We start from the raw sequence: 16,522 nt of genomic DNA on the forward strand, positions 1-16,522 counted from the left end.
AAATGCGTGCAATAAAAAAACCCTCTGTAAACAGAGGGTTTTTTACATATTACCGGTTCAAAAACCGCTAACGGAAAGGGATATTATTCCCACTCAATCGTAGCTGGCGGCTTACCGCTGATGTCATACACCACGCGGGAAATACCGTTCACTTCGTTGATAATGCGGTTAGAGACGCGGCCTAAGAAGTCATACGGCAGGTGCGCCCAGTGCGCGGTCATAAAGTCGATGGTTTCTACCGCACGCAGGGAAACAACCCAGTCGTACTTGCGGCCATCGCCCATCACACCAACGGAACGAACCGGCAGGAACACGGTGAACGCCTGGCTTACCTTGTTGTACAGGTCAGCTTTGTGCAGCTCTTCAATGAAGATAGCATCCGCGCGACGCAGCAGGTCGCAGTACTCTTTCTTCACTTCGCCAAGCACACGTACGCCCAGACCCGGTCCAGGGAACGGGTGACGGTACAGCATGTCGTACGGCAGGCCCAGCTCCAGACCAATCTTACGCACTTCGTCTTTGAACAGCTCACGCAGCGGCTCAACCAGACCCATCTTCATCTCTTTCGGCAAACCGCCCACGTTGTGGTGAGATTTGATAACGTGCGCTTTACCCGTGGCAGATGCCGCGGATTCGATCACGTCCGGGTAGATGGTGCCCTGCGCCAGCCACTTAACGTCTTCCAGCTTCAGCGCTTCTTCATCGAATACTTCCACGAATACGCGGCCGATGATTTTACGTTTAGCTTCTGGGTCGTTCTCGCCTTTCAGCGCGTCCAGGAAACGCTGCTCGCCTTCCACGTGAATGATGTTCAGGCCAAAGTGGTCGCCGAACATATCCATCACCTGCTGAGCTTCGTTGAGACGCAGCAGACCGTTGTCAACGAACACGCAGGTCAGGTTTTTGCCGATAGCACGGTGCAGCAGCATCGCGGTGACGGAGGAGTCAACGCCGCCGGACAGGCCGAGGATAACTTTATCATTGCCAACCTGCTCACGAATGCGGGCAACGGCGTCATCGATAATTTTTGCCGGCGTCCACAGCGCTTCACACTGGCAGATGTCGCGCACAAAACGCTCCAGCATGCGCATACCCTGACGGGTGTGGGTAACTTCCGGGTGGAACTGCACGCCGTAGAAGCGTTTTTCTTCGTGCGCCATGATAGCGAACGGGCAGCTGTCGGTGCTGGCAACGGTCACAAAACCTTCCGGAATGGCGGTTACTTTGTCGCCGTGGCTCATCCACACGTCCAGCAACGGTTTGCCGTCTGCGGTCAGGGAGTCTTCAATACCGCGGACAAGCGCGCTGTCGGTCTGAACTTCAACCTGCGCATAGCCGAATTCACGTTCGTTAGAACCTTCAACATGACCACCGAGCTGCATTGCCATGGTCTGCATGCCGTAGCACACGCCGAACACCGGCACGCCCGCATTGAAAACGTATTCCGGCGCACGCGGGCTGTTTTCTTCGGTGGTACTTTCCGGACCACCGGAAAGAATGATACCGCTTGGGTTGAATTCGCGAATTTGTGCTTCCGTAACATCCCATGCCCACAGTTCACAGTAGACGCCCAGTTCACGTACGCGACGTGCAACCAGTTGAGTGTACTGCGAGCCGAAATCGAGGATGAGAATGCGATGTTTATGAATATTGTCTGTCATTGACGCTAATTCCGAGGCAAGTGAAACAAATTCGCCCGGCATATAGCCGGGCGCGGAAACTTATCAGGAGCCCATGCGGTAGTTAGGGGACTCTTTGGTGATGGTCACATCGTGAACGTGACTTTCCTGAATACCCGCACCGCTGATGCGTACAAACTCTGCTTTCGTTCGCAGCGCGTCGATAGTACCACAGCCGGTCAGACCCATACAGGAGCGCAGGCCGCCCATCTGCTGGTGAATGATCTCTTTCAGGCGACCTTTATAGGCAACACGACCTTCGATACCTTCCGGGACCAGTTTGTCAGCGGCGTTATCGCTCTGGAAGTAACGGTCAGAAGACCCTTTGGACATCGCGCCCAGAGAACCCATACCGCGGTAAGATTTGTAAGAACGGCCCTGGTACAGTTCGATTTCGCCCGGGGATTCTTCAGTACCCGCCAGCATGGAGCCAACCATCACTGCGGCAGCACCAGCAGCAATCGCTTTAGCGATGTCGCCGGAGAAACGAATACCGCCGTCGGCGATAACCGGAATACCGGTGCCTTCCAGCGCTTCAACGGCATCAGAAACGGCAGTGATCTGCGGAACACCGACGCCGGTCACGATACGGGTGGTACAGATGGAGCCAGGGCCGATACCCACTTTAACTGCGCTGCAGCCAGCTTCAGCAAGCGCGCGAGCACCTGCGCCCGTAGCAACGTTACCGCCGATGATCTGCAGGTCAGGATATTTAGCGCGAGTTTCACGGATACGCTGCAGAACACCTTCAGAGTGGCCGTGAGAGGAGTCAATCAGCAGAACGTCTACGCCAGCGGCAACCAGCGCGTCAACACGCTCTTCGTTACCTGCGCCAGCACCTACCGCTGCACCAACGCGCAGACGACCATGCTCGTCTTTACAGGCGTTAGGTTTACGTTCTGCTTTCTGGAAATCTTTTACGGTGATCATGCCGAGCAGGTGGAAGCTGTCATCAACAACCAGCGCTTTCTCAACGCGTTTTTCGTGCATTTTAGCAAAGACGACATCGCGCGCTTCGCCTTCACGAACGGTCACCAGACGCTCTTTTGGCGTCATATATACGCTAACCGGCTGGTTCAGGTCTGTCACAAAACGCACATCACGGCCGGTGATGATGCCGACCAGTTCGTTATCTTCAGTCACCACCGGGTAGCCTGCAAAGCCGTTACGCTCGGTCAGTTCTTTCACTTCGCGCAGAGTAGTGGTTGGCAGTACGGTCTGAGGGTCAGTTACCACGCCAGATTCGTGTTTCTTCACGCGGCGAACTTCTTCAGCCTGGCGCTCGATGGACATGTTTTTGTGGATAAAACCGATGCCGCCTTCCTGGGCCAGGGCAATTGCCAGGCGCGCTTCCGTCACGGTGTCCATTGCTGCGGAGAGCATAGGAATGTTCAGGCGAATGGTTTTCGTCAACTGGGTGCTGAGGTCAGCAGTATTCGGCAGAACGGTAGAATGAGCGGGAACGAGGAGGACGTCGTCAAACGTCAGGGCTTCTTTTGCGATACGTAGCATGGGCAATATCTCACCTGGGAGGTTATTAAATATTGCCGCGGCATTATACAGAGCGTAACCGATTGCATCCACACTTTTTTGCAAAAAAACCTTGCGCTCCTCTGTGAGCATGTTACTTTCGACTGAATAACTTGCTGATTTAGAATTTGATCCCGCTCACATGTTATCCTCTCAGACCACCTCAATTTTTACCGTAAGCCGCCTAAATCAGACGGTTCGTTTGCTGCTTGAGCAGGAAATGGGACAAGTTTGGATCAGCGGTGAAATCTCGAATTTCACTCAGCCGTCCTCCGGTCACTGGTATTTCACGCTCAAAGATGACACCGCCCAGGTACGCTGCGCGATGTTTCGCAACAGCAATCGGCGGGTAACGTTCCGCCCACAGCACGGTCAGCAGGTCCTGGTACGCGCCAACATTACGTTGTACGAACCGCGTGGCGACTACCAGATAATTGTTGAGAGCATGCAGCCAGCTGGTGAAGGCTTGTTGCAGCAAAAATATGAGCAACTCAAAGCCAAACTGCAGGCTGAGGGGCTATTCGATCAGCAGTTCAAAAAATCACTACCCTCTCCGGCTCACTGCGTTGGGGTCATTACCTCGAAAACCGGGGCTGCGCTGCACGACATTCTCCACGTGCTGAAGCGTCGTGACCCATCCCTGCCCGTTATTATCTACCCGACCGCGGTCCAGGGCGACGATGCGCCAGGACAGATCGTTCGCGCCATTGAGATGGCGAACGCGCGGAGCGAGTGCGATGTGCTTATCGTTGGGCGCGGCGGCGGTTCTCTGGAAGATTTGTGGAGTTTTAACGACGAACGCGTAGCGCGGGCAATCTTTGCCAGCCGCATCCCGGTGGTAAGCGCCGTCGGCCACGAAACAGATGTCACTATTGCTGATTTTATTGCAGATTTACGGGCGCCTACGCCATCAGCAGCGGCGGAAATTGTCAGCCGCAATCAACTGGAACTGCTGCGTCAAATTCAGCATGGCCAGCAGCGTCTGGAAATGGCGATGGACTATTACATCGCCAACCGTACTCGTCGCTTTACCCAGCTTCATCACCGTTTGCAACAGCAACATCCGCAACTGCGTCTGGCCCGTCAGCAGACCGTGCTGGAGCGACTGCGCCAGCGGATGAATTTCGCTCTTGAGAATAAAATTAAGCAGGCCAATCAGCGCCAACAGCGCGTAAGTCAACGCCTGAGCCAGCAAAACCCACAGCCGCAAATTTATCGGGCGCAAACCCGTATTCAGCAACTGGAGTACCGTCTGGCAGAGAATATCCGCGCGCGTTTAAGCGCACAGCGAGAACGCTTCGGTAATGTGGTGACGCATCTTGAAGCGGTGAGTCCTCTCTCGACGCTCGCTCGCGGCTATAGCGTCACTACCGCGACCGACGGCAGAGTGCTGAAGCAGACCAAACAGGTAAAAACTGGGGATGTGCTCACTACCCGCCTGTCAGACGGCTGGGTAGAGAGCGAAGTGAAAGGCGTAACGACGGCAAAGAAAACGCGGAAGAAAAAGTCAGATTAAACCGGCACAAACTCCACACGTTTCTTCGAAATCAGACCATGACCATTCTGACAGAAATAGTCCACCGCTCCGCAGGCTTTTAACACCTGGAGCGGCTGATGGCACTCCGGACAGCGCGCTTCTAACGGAATATCTTTTTTACAGTTTTCACAGTGTGCCACACCGTTTTGTGGTTCCAGTTCTGCGTGACAATCCGGGCAGGTCATCGACATGGTGACTCCTTTAAATAGCGTTCAATTCTGTGCTAATTTTACCATGATACGCCTAGTGTGAACCACGCAACTGTTGCTGTAGGATCAGTAATCGTTCGACCTCCTCCAGCCTGCGCTGCGTCGTGTGGCTCACCTCCTGCGGGCTGCGCTCAAACAGACTTTGCGCCCCCAGAATATGTTCCGCCAGACAATGGGCATAAATCGTACCTGGCAGACACCAGCGTTGCACAACATCACCGTCAATCAATTCGAGCACATCGTCGGCACCCCGTCGGTCGTAGCTGATGATACGCCCATCACGCAGATAAAGGCGCAGACCTTTTTGTCCGCCAGCGGGCCCCGCGTATTTATTCAGCCAGATATCCAGCGGTACACCGCTAATCAGCCCTTGCAGATGCGCCTCTCCTTCAGGCGTGGTCAGGTCACCCTGGATGATGTTATGTCCAAGACGGTCTTTAGCGCTCTTCACCTGCAGGGTCATGCTGTCATTACCACCCAGGTAACGCACCGTTTCACGCAGCATGGCCAGTACGTGTGCGCCAATGTCCAGAATCACACCGTCCGGGTGGCGAAGCTCACGCGTATCTGGCTCACCAGTGGCAAAGTTGAGCGCGATCGGCTCTCCTGTAGCGTTAAATCCGCTCGGCTCCTGCAAAAAACCGTCGATTTTAACAACGTCTGAAAAGTGAGAGACAAGTGCCTGTTGTGGGTTATCGCCCTGCCACTGCGTACCGAGTTTTCCCAATGCCAGCTCCATTGCGCCATTGCGCGCCATCCAGTGGTCGAGCGCCAGCACACGGTCGGCAGCGTCGGGTTGCTCCAGCAGCGTTTTCAGTTTTTCAATTTGGGAAAGCGTGGCAACAATCGGTTTTTCAACCACGATTCGTGCGATGGGAGCGGCCAGCGCCTGTTCAAGCACATCGAGATGATGCAGGGATGCGGTGGTGATAAACAGGGTATCAAGCGGTGTTGCAAGAAGTTCAGCGAGCGATGCACAGCGTGTCACACCAGCGGGCTGTTTTGCGGGTTGCACGTCAAATCCCACACAGCACAGGGAATCACCGTAAAGTTTACGCAATGCGGGCAAGTATGCCGTTTCAACGACTGCGCCAAGCCCAACAAACCCTAACAGCATGTTCTCACCTCGTAAATGAATTGGCCGGGACATCACGTCTGCCCCGGCACAATCGAGGTGTTATCAGGCGCTAGTAGCCGGTTTAGTTTGCGTATTCTCCAGCATGCGACGGATCGGCACAATGAGGACGATCAGTACCGCGGCGCAGATAAGCAATGCAATCGAGCAGCGAGCGAAGAGATCCGGCAGCATATCCAGTTGGTCGGCCTTCACATGACCACCAATCAGACCTGCGGCCAGGTTACCCAGCGCGCTGGCGCAGAACCACAGGCCCATCATCTGCCCGCGCATTCTTTCCGGGGCCAGCAGCGTCATGGTCGCCAGACCGATCGGGCTCAGGCACAGCTCACCAAGTGTCAGCATCAGGATACTACCCACCAGCCAGAATGGCGAAACACCTGCACCACCGTTACTGAGAACGTTTTGCGCTGCCAGCATCATCAGACCAAAGCCTGCAGCGGCACAGAGAATACCGATAACGAACTTGGTGATGCTGCTCGGACGAATGTTCATGCTCGCCAGTTTCGGCCACGCCCAGCTGAATACTGGTGCCAGCAGAATGATAAACAGCGCGTTTATCGACTGGAACCAGACCGCCGGGATTTCAAAATCGCCGATCATACGGTTAGTGTAGTCGTTAGCGAACAGGTTGAACGAGGTTGGCTTCTGCTCAAACGCAGACCAGAAGAACGCGGCGGAAACCAGCAGGATAAAGCAGACCAGCAGTCTGGCGCGCTCTTTGCGATTCAGACCAGCAAAGACAAACAGGTAGATAAAATAGAGCGCGACAGAGGCGGCAATCACATACACCAGCATACTGGCAACCGCGACCGGATTTATCACAATCACGCCCTGCGCAATCAGCGTAACGATAACGGCTACGCCGACGGCCAGCGCCAGCAGCCACGCGCCCACACCGTTACGTTTCACTACCGGGCTGTTCCAGGTTGAGTCCAGACCCACTTCGCTGTCATAACGTTTCATCGATGGAACGGCAAACACGCGGAAGATGATCAACGCCACCAGCATCCCGATACCACCGATGCCAAAGCCCCAGTGCCAACCGTGGGATTTAATCAGCCAGCCGGAGATCAGCGGCGCGATAAACGACCCCATATTGATGCCCATATAGAACAGCGAGAAACCGCCGTCGCGACGCGCATCGCCTTTTTTATACAGCGTGCCAACCATCACTGAGATACAGGTCTTAAACAGACCGGAACCGAGCACGATAAACATCAGGCCGATAAAGAACAGGTTGTTCCCCATAATGGCCGAGAGCGCGATCGACAAGTGACCGAGCGCAATCAAAATGGAACCGTACCACACCGCTTTCTGTTGGCCGAGCCAGTTATCCGCCAGCCAGCCACCAGGCAGCGCGGCGAGATACATCGTACCGGCAAAGATACCCACAATCGCCGAGGCATTTTCACGCGCCAGCCCCATGCCGCCGTCATAAACGGTAGCAGCCATAAACAGGATCAGTAACGGGCGAATGCCGTAAAACGAAAAACGCTCCCACATCTCTGTGAAGAATAGCGAGCCGAGCGGATAAGGATGACCGAAGAAAGTTCGGCTTTCTTTTTGATTAACAGAGGATTGCATAATTCTCCCGAAAGTTATGTCGTCGTGCGTGTAAACACCGCGATGTACGCCAGCCAGTTACGTATCTGACCGATTTTTTACATGCGGCGAAAAGTTATTTAACCATTTGATAACCTAAGGCTAGTTTTGTCTAGTACCAGCCCCCGGACTTTAAGATGAAAACTCGACAAATGTCTACTTTCTTAGATTTAAACTTGGCAAAAAACGAATAGTGATTGACATCGCACGGGCTGAGGTTGGCGTTGGAATAACGAAAAAAAACCCGCGACAAGCGCGGGTTTTCATCTGCATCAGCAACGATTACTTGCTTTTTTTGATGTGCTTAATCAAGCGCTTACGCTTACGCATCTGAGTCGGCGTCAATGTATTACGTTTGTTCGCAAACGGGTTCTCCCCTTCTTTGAACTGAATACGGATCGGCGTCCCCATCACGTCCAAAGACTTGCGGAAATAGTTCATCAGATAGCGCTTGTAGGAATCCGGCAGGTCTTTGACCTGGTTGCCGTGAATCACCACGATTGGCGGGTTATAACCACCAGCGTGGGCATATTTCAGCTTCACACGACGACCACGCACCAGCGGCGGCTGATGATCTTCTACTGCCATGGTCATGATGCGCGTCAGCATCGCGGTGCTCACGCGACGTGTAGAGCTATCGTATGCTTCACGGACCGATTCAAACAGATTACCCACGCCGCTACCGTGCAGTGCAGAGATAAAGTGTACGCGCGCAAAATCAATAAAGCCCAGACGGAAGTCCAGCGTCTCTTTGACCTGCTCTTTTACTTCCTGCGTCAGGCCATCCCACTTGTTCACAACGATAACAAGTGAGCGCCCACTATTGAGAATAAAGCCCAGCAGCGACAGGTCCTGATCGGAAATCCCTTCACGCGCGTCAATCACCAGCATCACCACGTTGGCATCTTCAATTGCCTGCAGCGTTTTGATTACTGAGAATTTTTCTACCGCTTCGGTAATTTTGCCGCGCTTACGTACGCCCGCGGTATCGATGAGCACATATTCGCGTTCATCGCGCTGCATCGGAATATAAATACTGTCACGCGTGGTTCCCGGCATGTCGTAAACCACTACGCGGTCTTCGCCGAGAATACGGTTAGTAAGCGTGGACTTACCTACGTTCGGACGGCCGACGATTGCCAGTTTAATCGGCAAATCCTGCGGGTTGAAATCGTCTTCAGGCTCTTCTTCGCCGTTTTCTTTAGCTTCAAGCTGCGCCCAGTATTCTGCGTCTTCATCCACTTCTTCCTGAGGAGCAACGTCATCCATCCACGGCAGCAGAACATGCTCCAGCAGGCTGAGAACGCCACGACCATGGGACGCCGCGATAGGATAAATTTCACCCAGACCCAATGAGTAGAAATCAACAACCGCCTGGTCAGGATCGAGTCCGTCAGTTTTGTTGGCGACCAGGAACGTCGGTTTCTGGCGCGAACGCAGATGTTTAGCAATAGCTTCATCCGCTGGCATCAGGCCAGCACGCGCATCCACCATGAACAGCACAACGTCTGCTTCTTCGATAGCCAACAGCGACTGTTCCGCCATACGGGTTTCAACACCGTCTTCGGTGCCATCAATACCGCCGGTATCAATACAGATAAACTCACGGCCTTCAATTTCCGCACGACCGTACTTACGGTCACGAGTCAGACCCGGGAAATCCGCAACCAGCGCATCTCGGGTGCGAGTTAGACGGTTAAATAACGTGGATTTGCCAACGTTAGGGCGCCCGACAAGCGCGACCACAGGTACCATGTTTAAAGCCTCATTTAAAAAATCATCAGACAACGGGCACATTTTTGCGCCGTTGTTAAAAACAGTAAAACGGCCCCTGCACCAGGAGCCGTTTTTCAAAGCGAGCGGCCGGGACGATTAACGCGTAATGGAGTACAGCGTACCGTCTTTCGCCTGGATCAGCAGTTTACCATCAGCAGAGACCGGCTCGGTCAGGAAACCTGAGCTGTCGACTTTCTGCTGGGCAACAAAACGACCATCGTCAACGTTAATCCAGTGCAGGTAGCCTTCGCTATCACCGACGACCAGATTGCCATTATACAATACCGGGGACGTCAGCAGACGGTGCAGCAGATCGCTTTGCGTCCACAGCGTCACGCCGCCATCGGTGGTCAGCGCCAGTACGCGGTCATTCTGGTCAACCAGGTAGATACGGTTACCGTCGACGATGAAATCATTCACCGAGCCTAGTTCGCGTTTCCACATAATTTGACCGCTGCGCAGATCCAGCGCCGTCAGGTTACCATTATAAGCCAGCGCGTAAACAACGCCATTGACGATAACCGGCGTGGTATCAACGTCGCTCAGACGATCGATTTCCGTTGGGCCTGTCGCCTGAGAGATACGCTGCTGCCAAATCATCTGGCCTTGCTGCATCAGCACGGCGCTCACGCGACCGTTATCACCGCCGACAATAGCTGCGCCAAAGGCAGTTGCCGGAGCGGATTCACCACGCAGAGACAGGGAAGGCATGTCGAGGTTAACGGTCCATTTGATGGCGCCATCAGCTTCGTTTAATGCCTGCAACTGGCCGTTGCTGGTGTGGATCAGTACTACGCCATCGCTCACAACAGGACGAGACAGCGCTTCACCGGCGACTTTCGTCTGCCATGCGGTGGTGCCGTCGCTGGTATTCAACGCATAAACCTGTGCTTTTTCGCTGCCAATGTAAACATGTCCGCCAGACACGGTTACACCGCCAGAAAGCTGTGCAGATGCACGGGAGAACCAGCCGTCTTTCTCACCCAGATTCACAGACCAGACTTCTTTACCGTCGCCTGCGTTCAATGCTTTCACTACACCAGCGCGATCGGCTGCATAGACAACGTTATCCGCCAGCGCAGGGTGAAGATTGGAATAGAAATCACCAATACCGTTACCTACGGAGGTGCTCCATTCCGTAGACGGAGTAAACTGGTTTTCAACCACCGGTAATGGGGACATCTTAACGACATCTTCTTCGCCACTAAACAGTGAACAGCCGCTCAATAGGGTAACGGAAAGCAGCCCTGGCAGAAGTAATTTACGCAATTGCATCGGGTCCCTCTCAGATGGACAAATTATTGATTTTCATCTGCATCATTTCGCTCAGAGCAGGAGAGGCATCGCTTTTCACACCCGCTTCCCATGCGCTACGCGCACCTTGTTTGTCGCCTTTGCTCAGCAACGCTTCACCGCGCAGATCGGCAACAATGGCCGTCCACCCTTCACCTTTAATAGTGTCGAGCGTTTTCAGCGCGGTATCAGCCTGTTTAAGCTGAACCTGAACACGAGCCAGACGCAGGTTAATCACCGCTTTGAGATTTTCATCGCTGGTTGCAGCCAAGCCCTGTTGCAGCTGACTTGCAGCTTTCTCAAGTTCATTTTGGTCAACAAACTGCTGCGCAAGTTCCAGTGAAGCCAGCGCGCCGTAGGTATTTTTATTCTCTGCAGCAAATTTCTCAGCGGCAGGAATGCTGTCCGGTTTACCCGCGCTAACCGCAGTCACCGTATTTTGATACGCCAGAGAAGCAGAGCGTGCGGACTCCGTCTGATGGCTGGTCCAGTAACGCCAACCAACCAGCGCGCCAACCCCTAAAATGATCCCAACAGCCAGCGCCTTGCCGTTTTCAGCAAAGAAGCGTTTTACCGCATCAACCTGGTCGTGTTCGTTCTCGTAAATTTCCACGCTGTCCTTCTCCTTAGCCCAGTAAAGTGCGCAAATGCGCGGCAACGCTATCCTGCGCTACTGCCGTTTGCTCACCAGAGCGCAAATCCTTCACTACAACAGTACCGTCAGCCACTTCGGACTCGCCCAGTACCAGTGCAACGCGGGCGCCCCACTTATCGGCACGGGCAAACTGTTTCTTAAAGTTGCCGCCACCGTGGTTTGTCATCAGTTTCACACCAGGAACTTCATCGCGCAGACGTTCTGCAAGCGTCATTGCCGCCGACTGCGTGTCCGCCCCTGAAGCAACCAGGTATATATCGACAACAGGATCTGCGTTAAATTCCGGATTAACTGCCTGAACTAACAAAACAAGTCGTTCCAGACCCATAGCAAAGCCCACGGCAGGCGTTGCACGACCGCCAAGTTGCTCTACCAGACCGTCGTAACGACCACCGGCACACACGGTGCCCTGAGAGCCCAGGCTGCTGGTGACCCACTCAAATACGGTGCGGTTGTAGTAATCAAGACCACGAACCAGACGCTGATTGACGGTGTAGGCAATGCCTGCGGACTCCAGCAGTTTGCACAAGCCCGCGAAGTGCTCGCGAGAGTCGTCATCAAGATAGTCGCCCAGTGCAGGCGCGTCGTTGAGCAGCGCCTGTACTTCCGGGTTTTTGGAGTCGAGAACGCGCAGCGGATTGGTGTACATACGACGCTTGCAGTCTTCGTCCAGTTTCTCTTTGTGTAATTCCAGGTAGGCGACCAGCGCATCACGGTAGTTAGCGCGGGCTTCAAGCGAACCGATTGAGTTCAGCTCAAGGCTAACATGCTGAGAAATACCCAGCGCGCGCCACCAGCGAGCGGTCAGCATAATCAGCTCCGCATCGATGTCCGGGCCTTGCAGGCCAAATACTTCGACACCCAGCTGATGGAATTGACGATAGCGTCCTTTCTGCGGACGTTCGTGGCGGAACATCGGCCCGATATACCACAGACGCTGTTCCTGATTGTACAGGAGACCATGTTCGATGCCGGCGCGTACGCAGCCCGCAGTCCCTTCAGGACGCAACGTCAGGCTGTCGCCATTACGGTCCTCAAAGGTATACATCTCTTTTTCAACCACGTCGGTAACTTCACCGATCGCGCGTTTGAATAACGGGGTCTGCTCTACAATCGGCAAGCGGATTTCACTGTAACCGTAGCTACCGAGCACGTTTTTGAGAGTGCCTTCAATGCGCTGCCAGATGGCGGTTTCGCCAGGCAGATAATCGTTCATGCCGCGAATGGCTTGAATGTTTTTTGCCACGTTTATTCTCTTTATGAATATAAAAATGAACCCTCAGCGCTAACCCGAACAATGCGGGCGCCATGCGGGTTCAATCATACACGGGAAGCACGCCGCTTCCCATCACGTTGTTATTTTTCAAGCTGCTGCACGTCGATACGACGCGCTTCGTCCAGAATACTCGCTTTAGCGCGGATGCGGGCTTCAAGCTGCGTAATCATGTCGTCGTTATCGAGTCTGTCCTTACGCACGCCGTCTTCATACAGGCCGCTTTTCTTGTTACCGCCCGTCACGCCCAGCGTAGAAACCAGCGCTTCACCAGGACCGTTTACCACGCAGCCGATGATCGAAACGTCCATTGGCGTAATGATATCTTCCAGGCGTTGCTCCAGCGCGTTAACCGTACCAATAACGTCAAACTCCTGACGCGAGCAGGTTGGGCAAGCGATGAAGTTGATCCCGCGCGCGCGAATGCGCAGCGATTTCAGGATATCGAAACCCACTTTGATCTCTTCCACCGGATCGGCTGCCAGAGAAACACGCAGCGTATCGCCGATCCCTTCAGATAACAGCAGGCCAAGGCCGATCGCGGACTTCACCGAACCACTACGCAGGCCACCGGCTTCGGTGATCCCCAGATGCAGCGGTTGATCGATCTGTTTCGCCAGCAGGCGATAGGATTCTACGGCGAGGAAAACGTCAGACGCTTTAACACTGACTTTGAATTGATCGAAGTTCAGACGATCGAGGTGATCCACGTGGCGCATAGCGGATTCCAGCAGCGCCTGCGGCGTCGGTTCACCGTATTTTTCCTGCAGATCTTTTTCCAGCGATCCGGCGTTGACGCCGATACGGATAGGAATATTTTTATCACGAGCGCAATCCACCACCATGCGAATACGCTCTTCACTGCCGATATTACCTGGGTTAATACGCAAGCAATCAACACCGTATTCCGCTACCTTCAGCGCGATACGATAGTCGAAGTGAATATCGGCAACCAGCGGGACGTTAACCTGCTGTTTGATAAGCTTGAACGCTTCTGCGGCATCCATTGTCGGTACAGAGACACGAACAATGTCTGCACCTACGCGTTCCAGCGCTTTAATCTGATTAACCGTCGCTTCCACATCCGTGGTACGCGTATTAGTCATAGACTGTACGGCGATGGGCGCACCATCGCCGATCGGCACGTTCCCAACGTAAATGCGTGTCGATTTTCTACGTTGAATTGGAGCCTGGTTATGCATTAAAAAATCTCCCGCATTGCCGTCTGTTACTGAGCCGGTGATTGTTCGGCATTAACGGTCAGACGCGCAACCTGGTTAGTTCTGATAAAACGACTCAGATCGACAGGTTTACCCTGGAACTGAATCTGCACTGCCGCCGGGGCGCCAATTTTCAGTTTGTACGGCGCTTGACCGGTCAGGTTTAGATTGCCGTCTTTACGCTGCATCCCGCTGAACAGTTTTTTACCGGTCGCATCGGTTACTTCCAGCCAGCAATCGGCGGTAAAGTTCATCACCAGCGCGTTAGGATCGGCTGCAGGTGTAGTCACACCTGCCTGATCGGTCGGCAGAGGAGCCGCTGTAGCTGGCGCTGTTGGCGCTGCGGTTGCGGTATCGACGTTAGCCTGAGATGGGGCAACAACGGCGTTCTGTTGCGCATCAGCGGCGGGTGCCGGGGTCGCAGCAACGTCTGGCGTTGGCGCTGCGTCCGCCACCGCACCATCGTCAGGAGCCGGAGGGGTATCCTGCCCTGCTGCTGCGCTGGTATCTAACGGTACGTTCTGCGCACCCTCTTTACCGGCATTCAGCTCAGCAGAGGATTGATCGGCCATGGTGGTGATCTCTTCCTGCTGCGCTTTATGGTTCTGCCACCACCAGGCGCCTGTCAGTCCGACAACGACAAACAGCACCAGCCAGGTAAAGGTCATTAACCAGCCGTCACGTTTCTTACGACGCTTACCGAGCGAAAAGCTCTGCATCGGTGCGACCTTAGCTGGTCGAATCGGAGCCTGTTTTTCCAGCCCTGGCAACAGTTCTTCTTCAGGAATATGCACCAGACGCGCATAAGAACGGATATACCCGCGCAGGAATGTTGAAGCAAGATCGGCTGGCGCCTTATCTTCTTCAATATCGCGTACCGTGGAAACCTTCAGGCAAAGTCGCTCCGCGACTGCCTGCTGGCTGAATCCGAGTTGTTCACGGGCATTGCGCAGACGAACGCCGGTGGATAGTGTTTCATTTTTGTCGTGCGTGGCTTCAGTATTCATTCGCTACAGCTGCGTAAATTTGGGTTCTGATGCCGGCGAGCCACAATGCTCACCCACACCGCGAAACATCTGGTCAGTTAACCTTCGTCAGACAGTATAAAACGGTCAGACTATCAATGACAAAACGGCGTAAACCTGAGGGCTAAACACTTGTTACGCCGTTACATACTGCCTTAAAGTCGACAAAAACGCACCGTTATTATTGACCTGACGACGACAACAAAAAACCTCATATGGCTTACGTTGCACTACGGTACAGGAATTATACCGTAGTGCGCCAACATCAAACGGTCTTAATGTCGATAGCGTCGCCCTGCATACGCTTACGCAGAGTACGCTTGGTACGGTCGATAACGTCGCCCGCCAGCTGACCGCAGGCTGCATCGATGTCATCACCACGTGTTTTACGTACGATGGTAGTGAAACCATAGCTCATCAACACTTTGGAGAAACGATCGATACGGCTGTTAGAACTACGGCCATACGGCGCGCCCGGGAACGGGTTCCACGGGATCAGGTTGATCTTACACGGCGTATCTTTCAGCAGTTCTGCCAGCTGATGCGCGTGTTCAGTGCCATCATTGATGTGATCTAACATCACATACTCAATGGTTACACGACCCTGGTTAGCGTTGGACTTCTCCAGATAACGACGAACCGCGCCAAGGAATGTTTCGATATTGTACTTTTTGTTGATAGGTACAATTTCGTCACGAATTTCATCGTTCGGCGCATGCAGAGAAATCGCCAGCGCGACGTCAATCATATCACCCAGCTTATCCAGCGCAGGGACAACGCCTGAGGTGGAGAGCGTGACGCGACGCTTGGACAGCCCAAAACCGAAGTCATCAAGCATGATTTCCATCGCCGGAACCACGTTGGTCAGGTTGAGCAACGGCTCGCCCATCCCCATCATCACCACGTTGGTAATAGGACGCACGCCCGTAGCCTTCACCGCACCAACGATCTTCGCCGCGCGCCAGACCTGACCAATGATCTCCGATACCCGTAAGTTACGGTTAAAGCCCTGTTGCGCCGTAGAGCAGAATTTACACTCTAATGCGCACCCGACCTGTGAAGAAACACACAGGGTCGCACGATCGTCTTCCGGGATATACACCGTTTCAACGCGCTGATCGCCAACCGCGATAGCCCATTTGATCGTACCGTCAGAAGAACGCTGCTCTTCCACCACTTCCGGGGCGCGAATTTCAGCCACTTCTTTCAGCTTGTTACGCAGCACCTTGTTGATGTCAGTCATGTCATCAAAGTTGTCGCTGCAATAGTGGTACATCCACTTCATGACCTGATCGGCACGAAACGGTTTTTCGCCCATCTCTTTGAAGAATTCGCGCATTTGCTGACGGTTCAGATCCAGCAGGTTAATTTTTCCATTTTTATTTGGAACCGCAGGAATGACGACTTCAGAGGTGTTAACTAATTCAGACATAATTTTTTCCGGCCTCGTTGTTACACGTTGTGGCCCGTGGAGGGTTAAAAAGAAACGCCCCGGCAAGCAATCTGCTCTTCCGGGGCGTTGCATTGTACAAAGTCTGGCGCAGGGATGCCACGTTTGCACGAAGCATTAGCGAAAATAATATGT

13 protein-coding genes are annotated in these 16,522 nt (G+C 53.7%); 1 reads left to right on the forward strand and 12 read right to left on the reverse strand.

All coding sequences use genetic code 11. The features are described from left to right. Nucleotides 1–83: 83 nt before the first annotated feature. Both guaA and guaB read right to left on the reverse strand, forming a co-directional pair. A complete protein-coding gene (gene guaA / locus OGY06_RS10940; RefSeq protein ID WP_003835152.1) occupies nucleotides 84–1,661 on the reverse strand; it encodes a glutamine-hydrolyzing GMP synthase in 1,578 nt (525 codons plus the stop codon). Nucleotides 1,662–1,724: 63 nt separating this feature from the next. Then, on the reverse strand, nucleotides 1,725–3,191 hold the full coding sequence (gene guaB, locus OGY06_RS10945) for an IMP dehydrogenase (RefSeq protein WP_003037756.1): 1,467 nt from the start codon (nucleotides 3,189–3,191) through the stop codon (nucleotides 1,725–1,727). Between the two features lie 160 nt (nucleotides 3,192–3,351). On the opposite strand from guaB, the gene xseA reads away from it, so the two are divergent. Beyond that, a complete protein-coding gene (xseA, locus tag OGY06_RS10950; protein WP_286605305.1) occupies nucleotides 3,352–4,725 on the forward strand; it encodes an exodeoxyribonuclease VII large subunit in 1,374 nt (457 codons plus the stop codon). Here the strand turns inward: xseA and OGY06_RS10955 are convergent. From OGY06_RS10955 to rlmN, 10 genes are all read right to left on the reverse strand, one after another. Continuing rightward, nucleotides 4,722–4,937 (reverse strand): zinc ribbon domain-containing protein, encoded by a 216-nt coding sequence (locus OGY06_RS10955; protein WP_003835160.1) that lies wholly within the window; start codon nucleotides 4,935–4,937, stop codon nucleotides 4,722–4,724. The genes xseA and OGY06_RS10955 overlap by 4 nt on opposite strands. A gap of 52 nt (nucleotides 4,938–4,989) precedes the next feature. Next, complete coding sequence (locus OGY06_RS10960) at nucleotides 4,990–6,072, reverse strand: Gfo/Idh/MocA family oxidoreductase (protein ID WP_003835163.1); 1,083 nt, start codon at nucleotides 6,070–6,072, stop codon at nucleotides 4,990–4,992. Between the two features lie 63 nt (nucleotides 6,073–6,135). After that, a complete protein-coding gene (locus OGY06_RS10965) occupies nucleotides 6,136–7,677 on the reverse strand; it encodes a peptide MFS transporter (protein WP_003835166.1) in 1,542 nt (513 codons plus the stop codon). Nucleotides 7,678–7,977: 300 nt separating this feature from the next. Continuing rightward, on the reverse strand, nucleotides 7,978–9,450 hold the full coding sequence (gene der / locus OGY06_RS10970) for a ribosome biogenesis GTPase Der (RefSeq protein WP_003835168.1): 1,473 nt from the start codon (nucleotides 9,448–9,450) through the stop codon (nucleotides 7,978–7,980). A gap of 117 nt (nucleotides 9,451–9,567) precedes the next feature. Then, a complete protein-coding gene (gene bamB / locus OGY06_RS10975) occupies nucleotides 9,568–10,746 on the reverse strand; it encodes an outer membrane protein assembly factor BamB (protein ID WP_008785453.1) in 1,179 nt (392 codons plus the stop codon). Between the two features lie 10 nt (nucleotides 10,747–10,756). Beyond that, entirely contained in the window at nucleotides 10,757–11,377 is a 621-nt protein-coding gene (locus tag OGY06_RS10980) for a YfgM family protein (RefSeq protein ID WP_003835172.1), read from the reverse strand. 13 nt (nucleotides 11,378–11,390) lie between these two features. Further along, on the reverse strand, nucleotides 11,391–12,665 hold the full coding sequence (gene hisS / locus OGY06_RS10985; protein ID WP_003835173.1) for a histidine--tRNA ligase: 1,275 nt from the start codon (nucleotides 12,663–12,665) through the stop codon (nucleotides 11,391–11,393). 110 nt (nucleotides 12,666–12,775) lie between these two features. Next, nucleotides 12,776–13,894, reverse strand: a complete 1,119-nt coding sequence (ispG, locus tag OGY06_RS10990; RefSeq protein ID WP_003037720.1) for a flavodoxin-dependent (E)-4-hydroxy-3-methylbut-2-enyl-diphosphate synthase — start codon at nucleotides 13,892–13,894, stop codon at nucleotides 12,776–12,778. A 26-nt stretch (nucleotides 13,895–13,920) separates the two neighbouring features. Beyond that, on the reverse strand, nucleotides 13,921–14,919 hold the full coding sequence (gene rodZ, locus OGY06_RS10995) for a cytoskeleton protein RodZ (RefSeq protein ID WP_032944208.1): 999 nt from the start codon (nucleotides 14,917–14,919) through the stop codon (nucleotides 13,921–13,923). A gap of 283 nt (nucleotides 14,920–15,202) precedes the next feature. After that, nucleotides 15,203–16,369, reverse strand: coding sequence for a dual-specificity RNA methyltransferase RlmN (gene rlmN, locus OGY06_RS11000; RefSeq protein ID WP_003037713.1), 1,167 nt, complete (start codon nucleotides 16,367–16,369; stop codon nucleotides 15,203–15,205). Nucleotides 16,370–16,522: the final 153 nt, after the last annotated feature.

Source organism: Citrobacter sp. Cpo147, from assembly GCF_030332405.1.
GTDB classification, from domain to species: domain Bacteria; phylum Pseudomonadota; class Gammaproteobacteria; order Enterobacterales; family Enterobacteriaceae; genus Citrobacter; species Citrobacter portucalensis.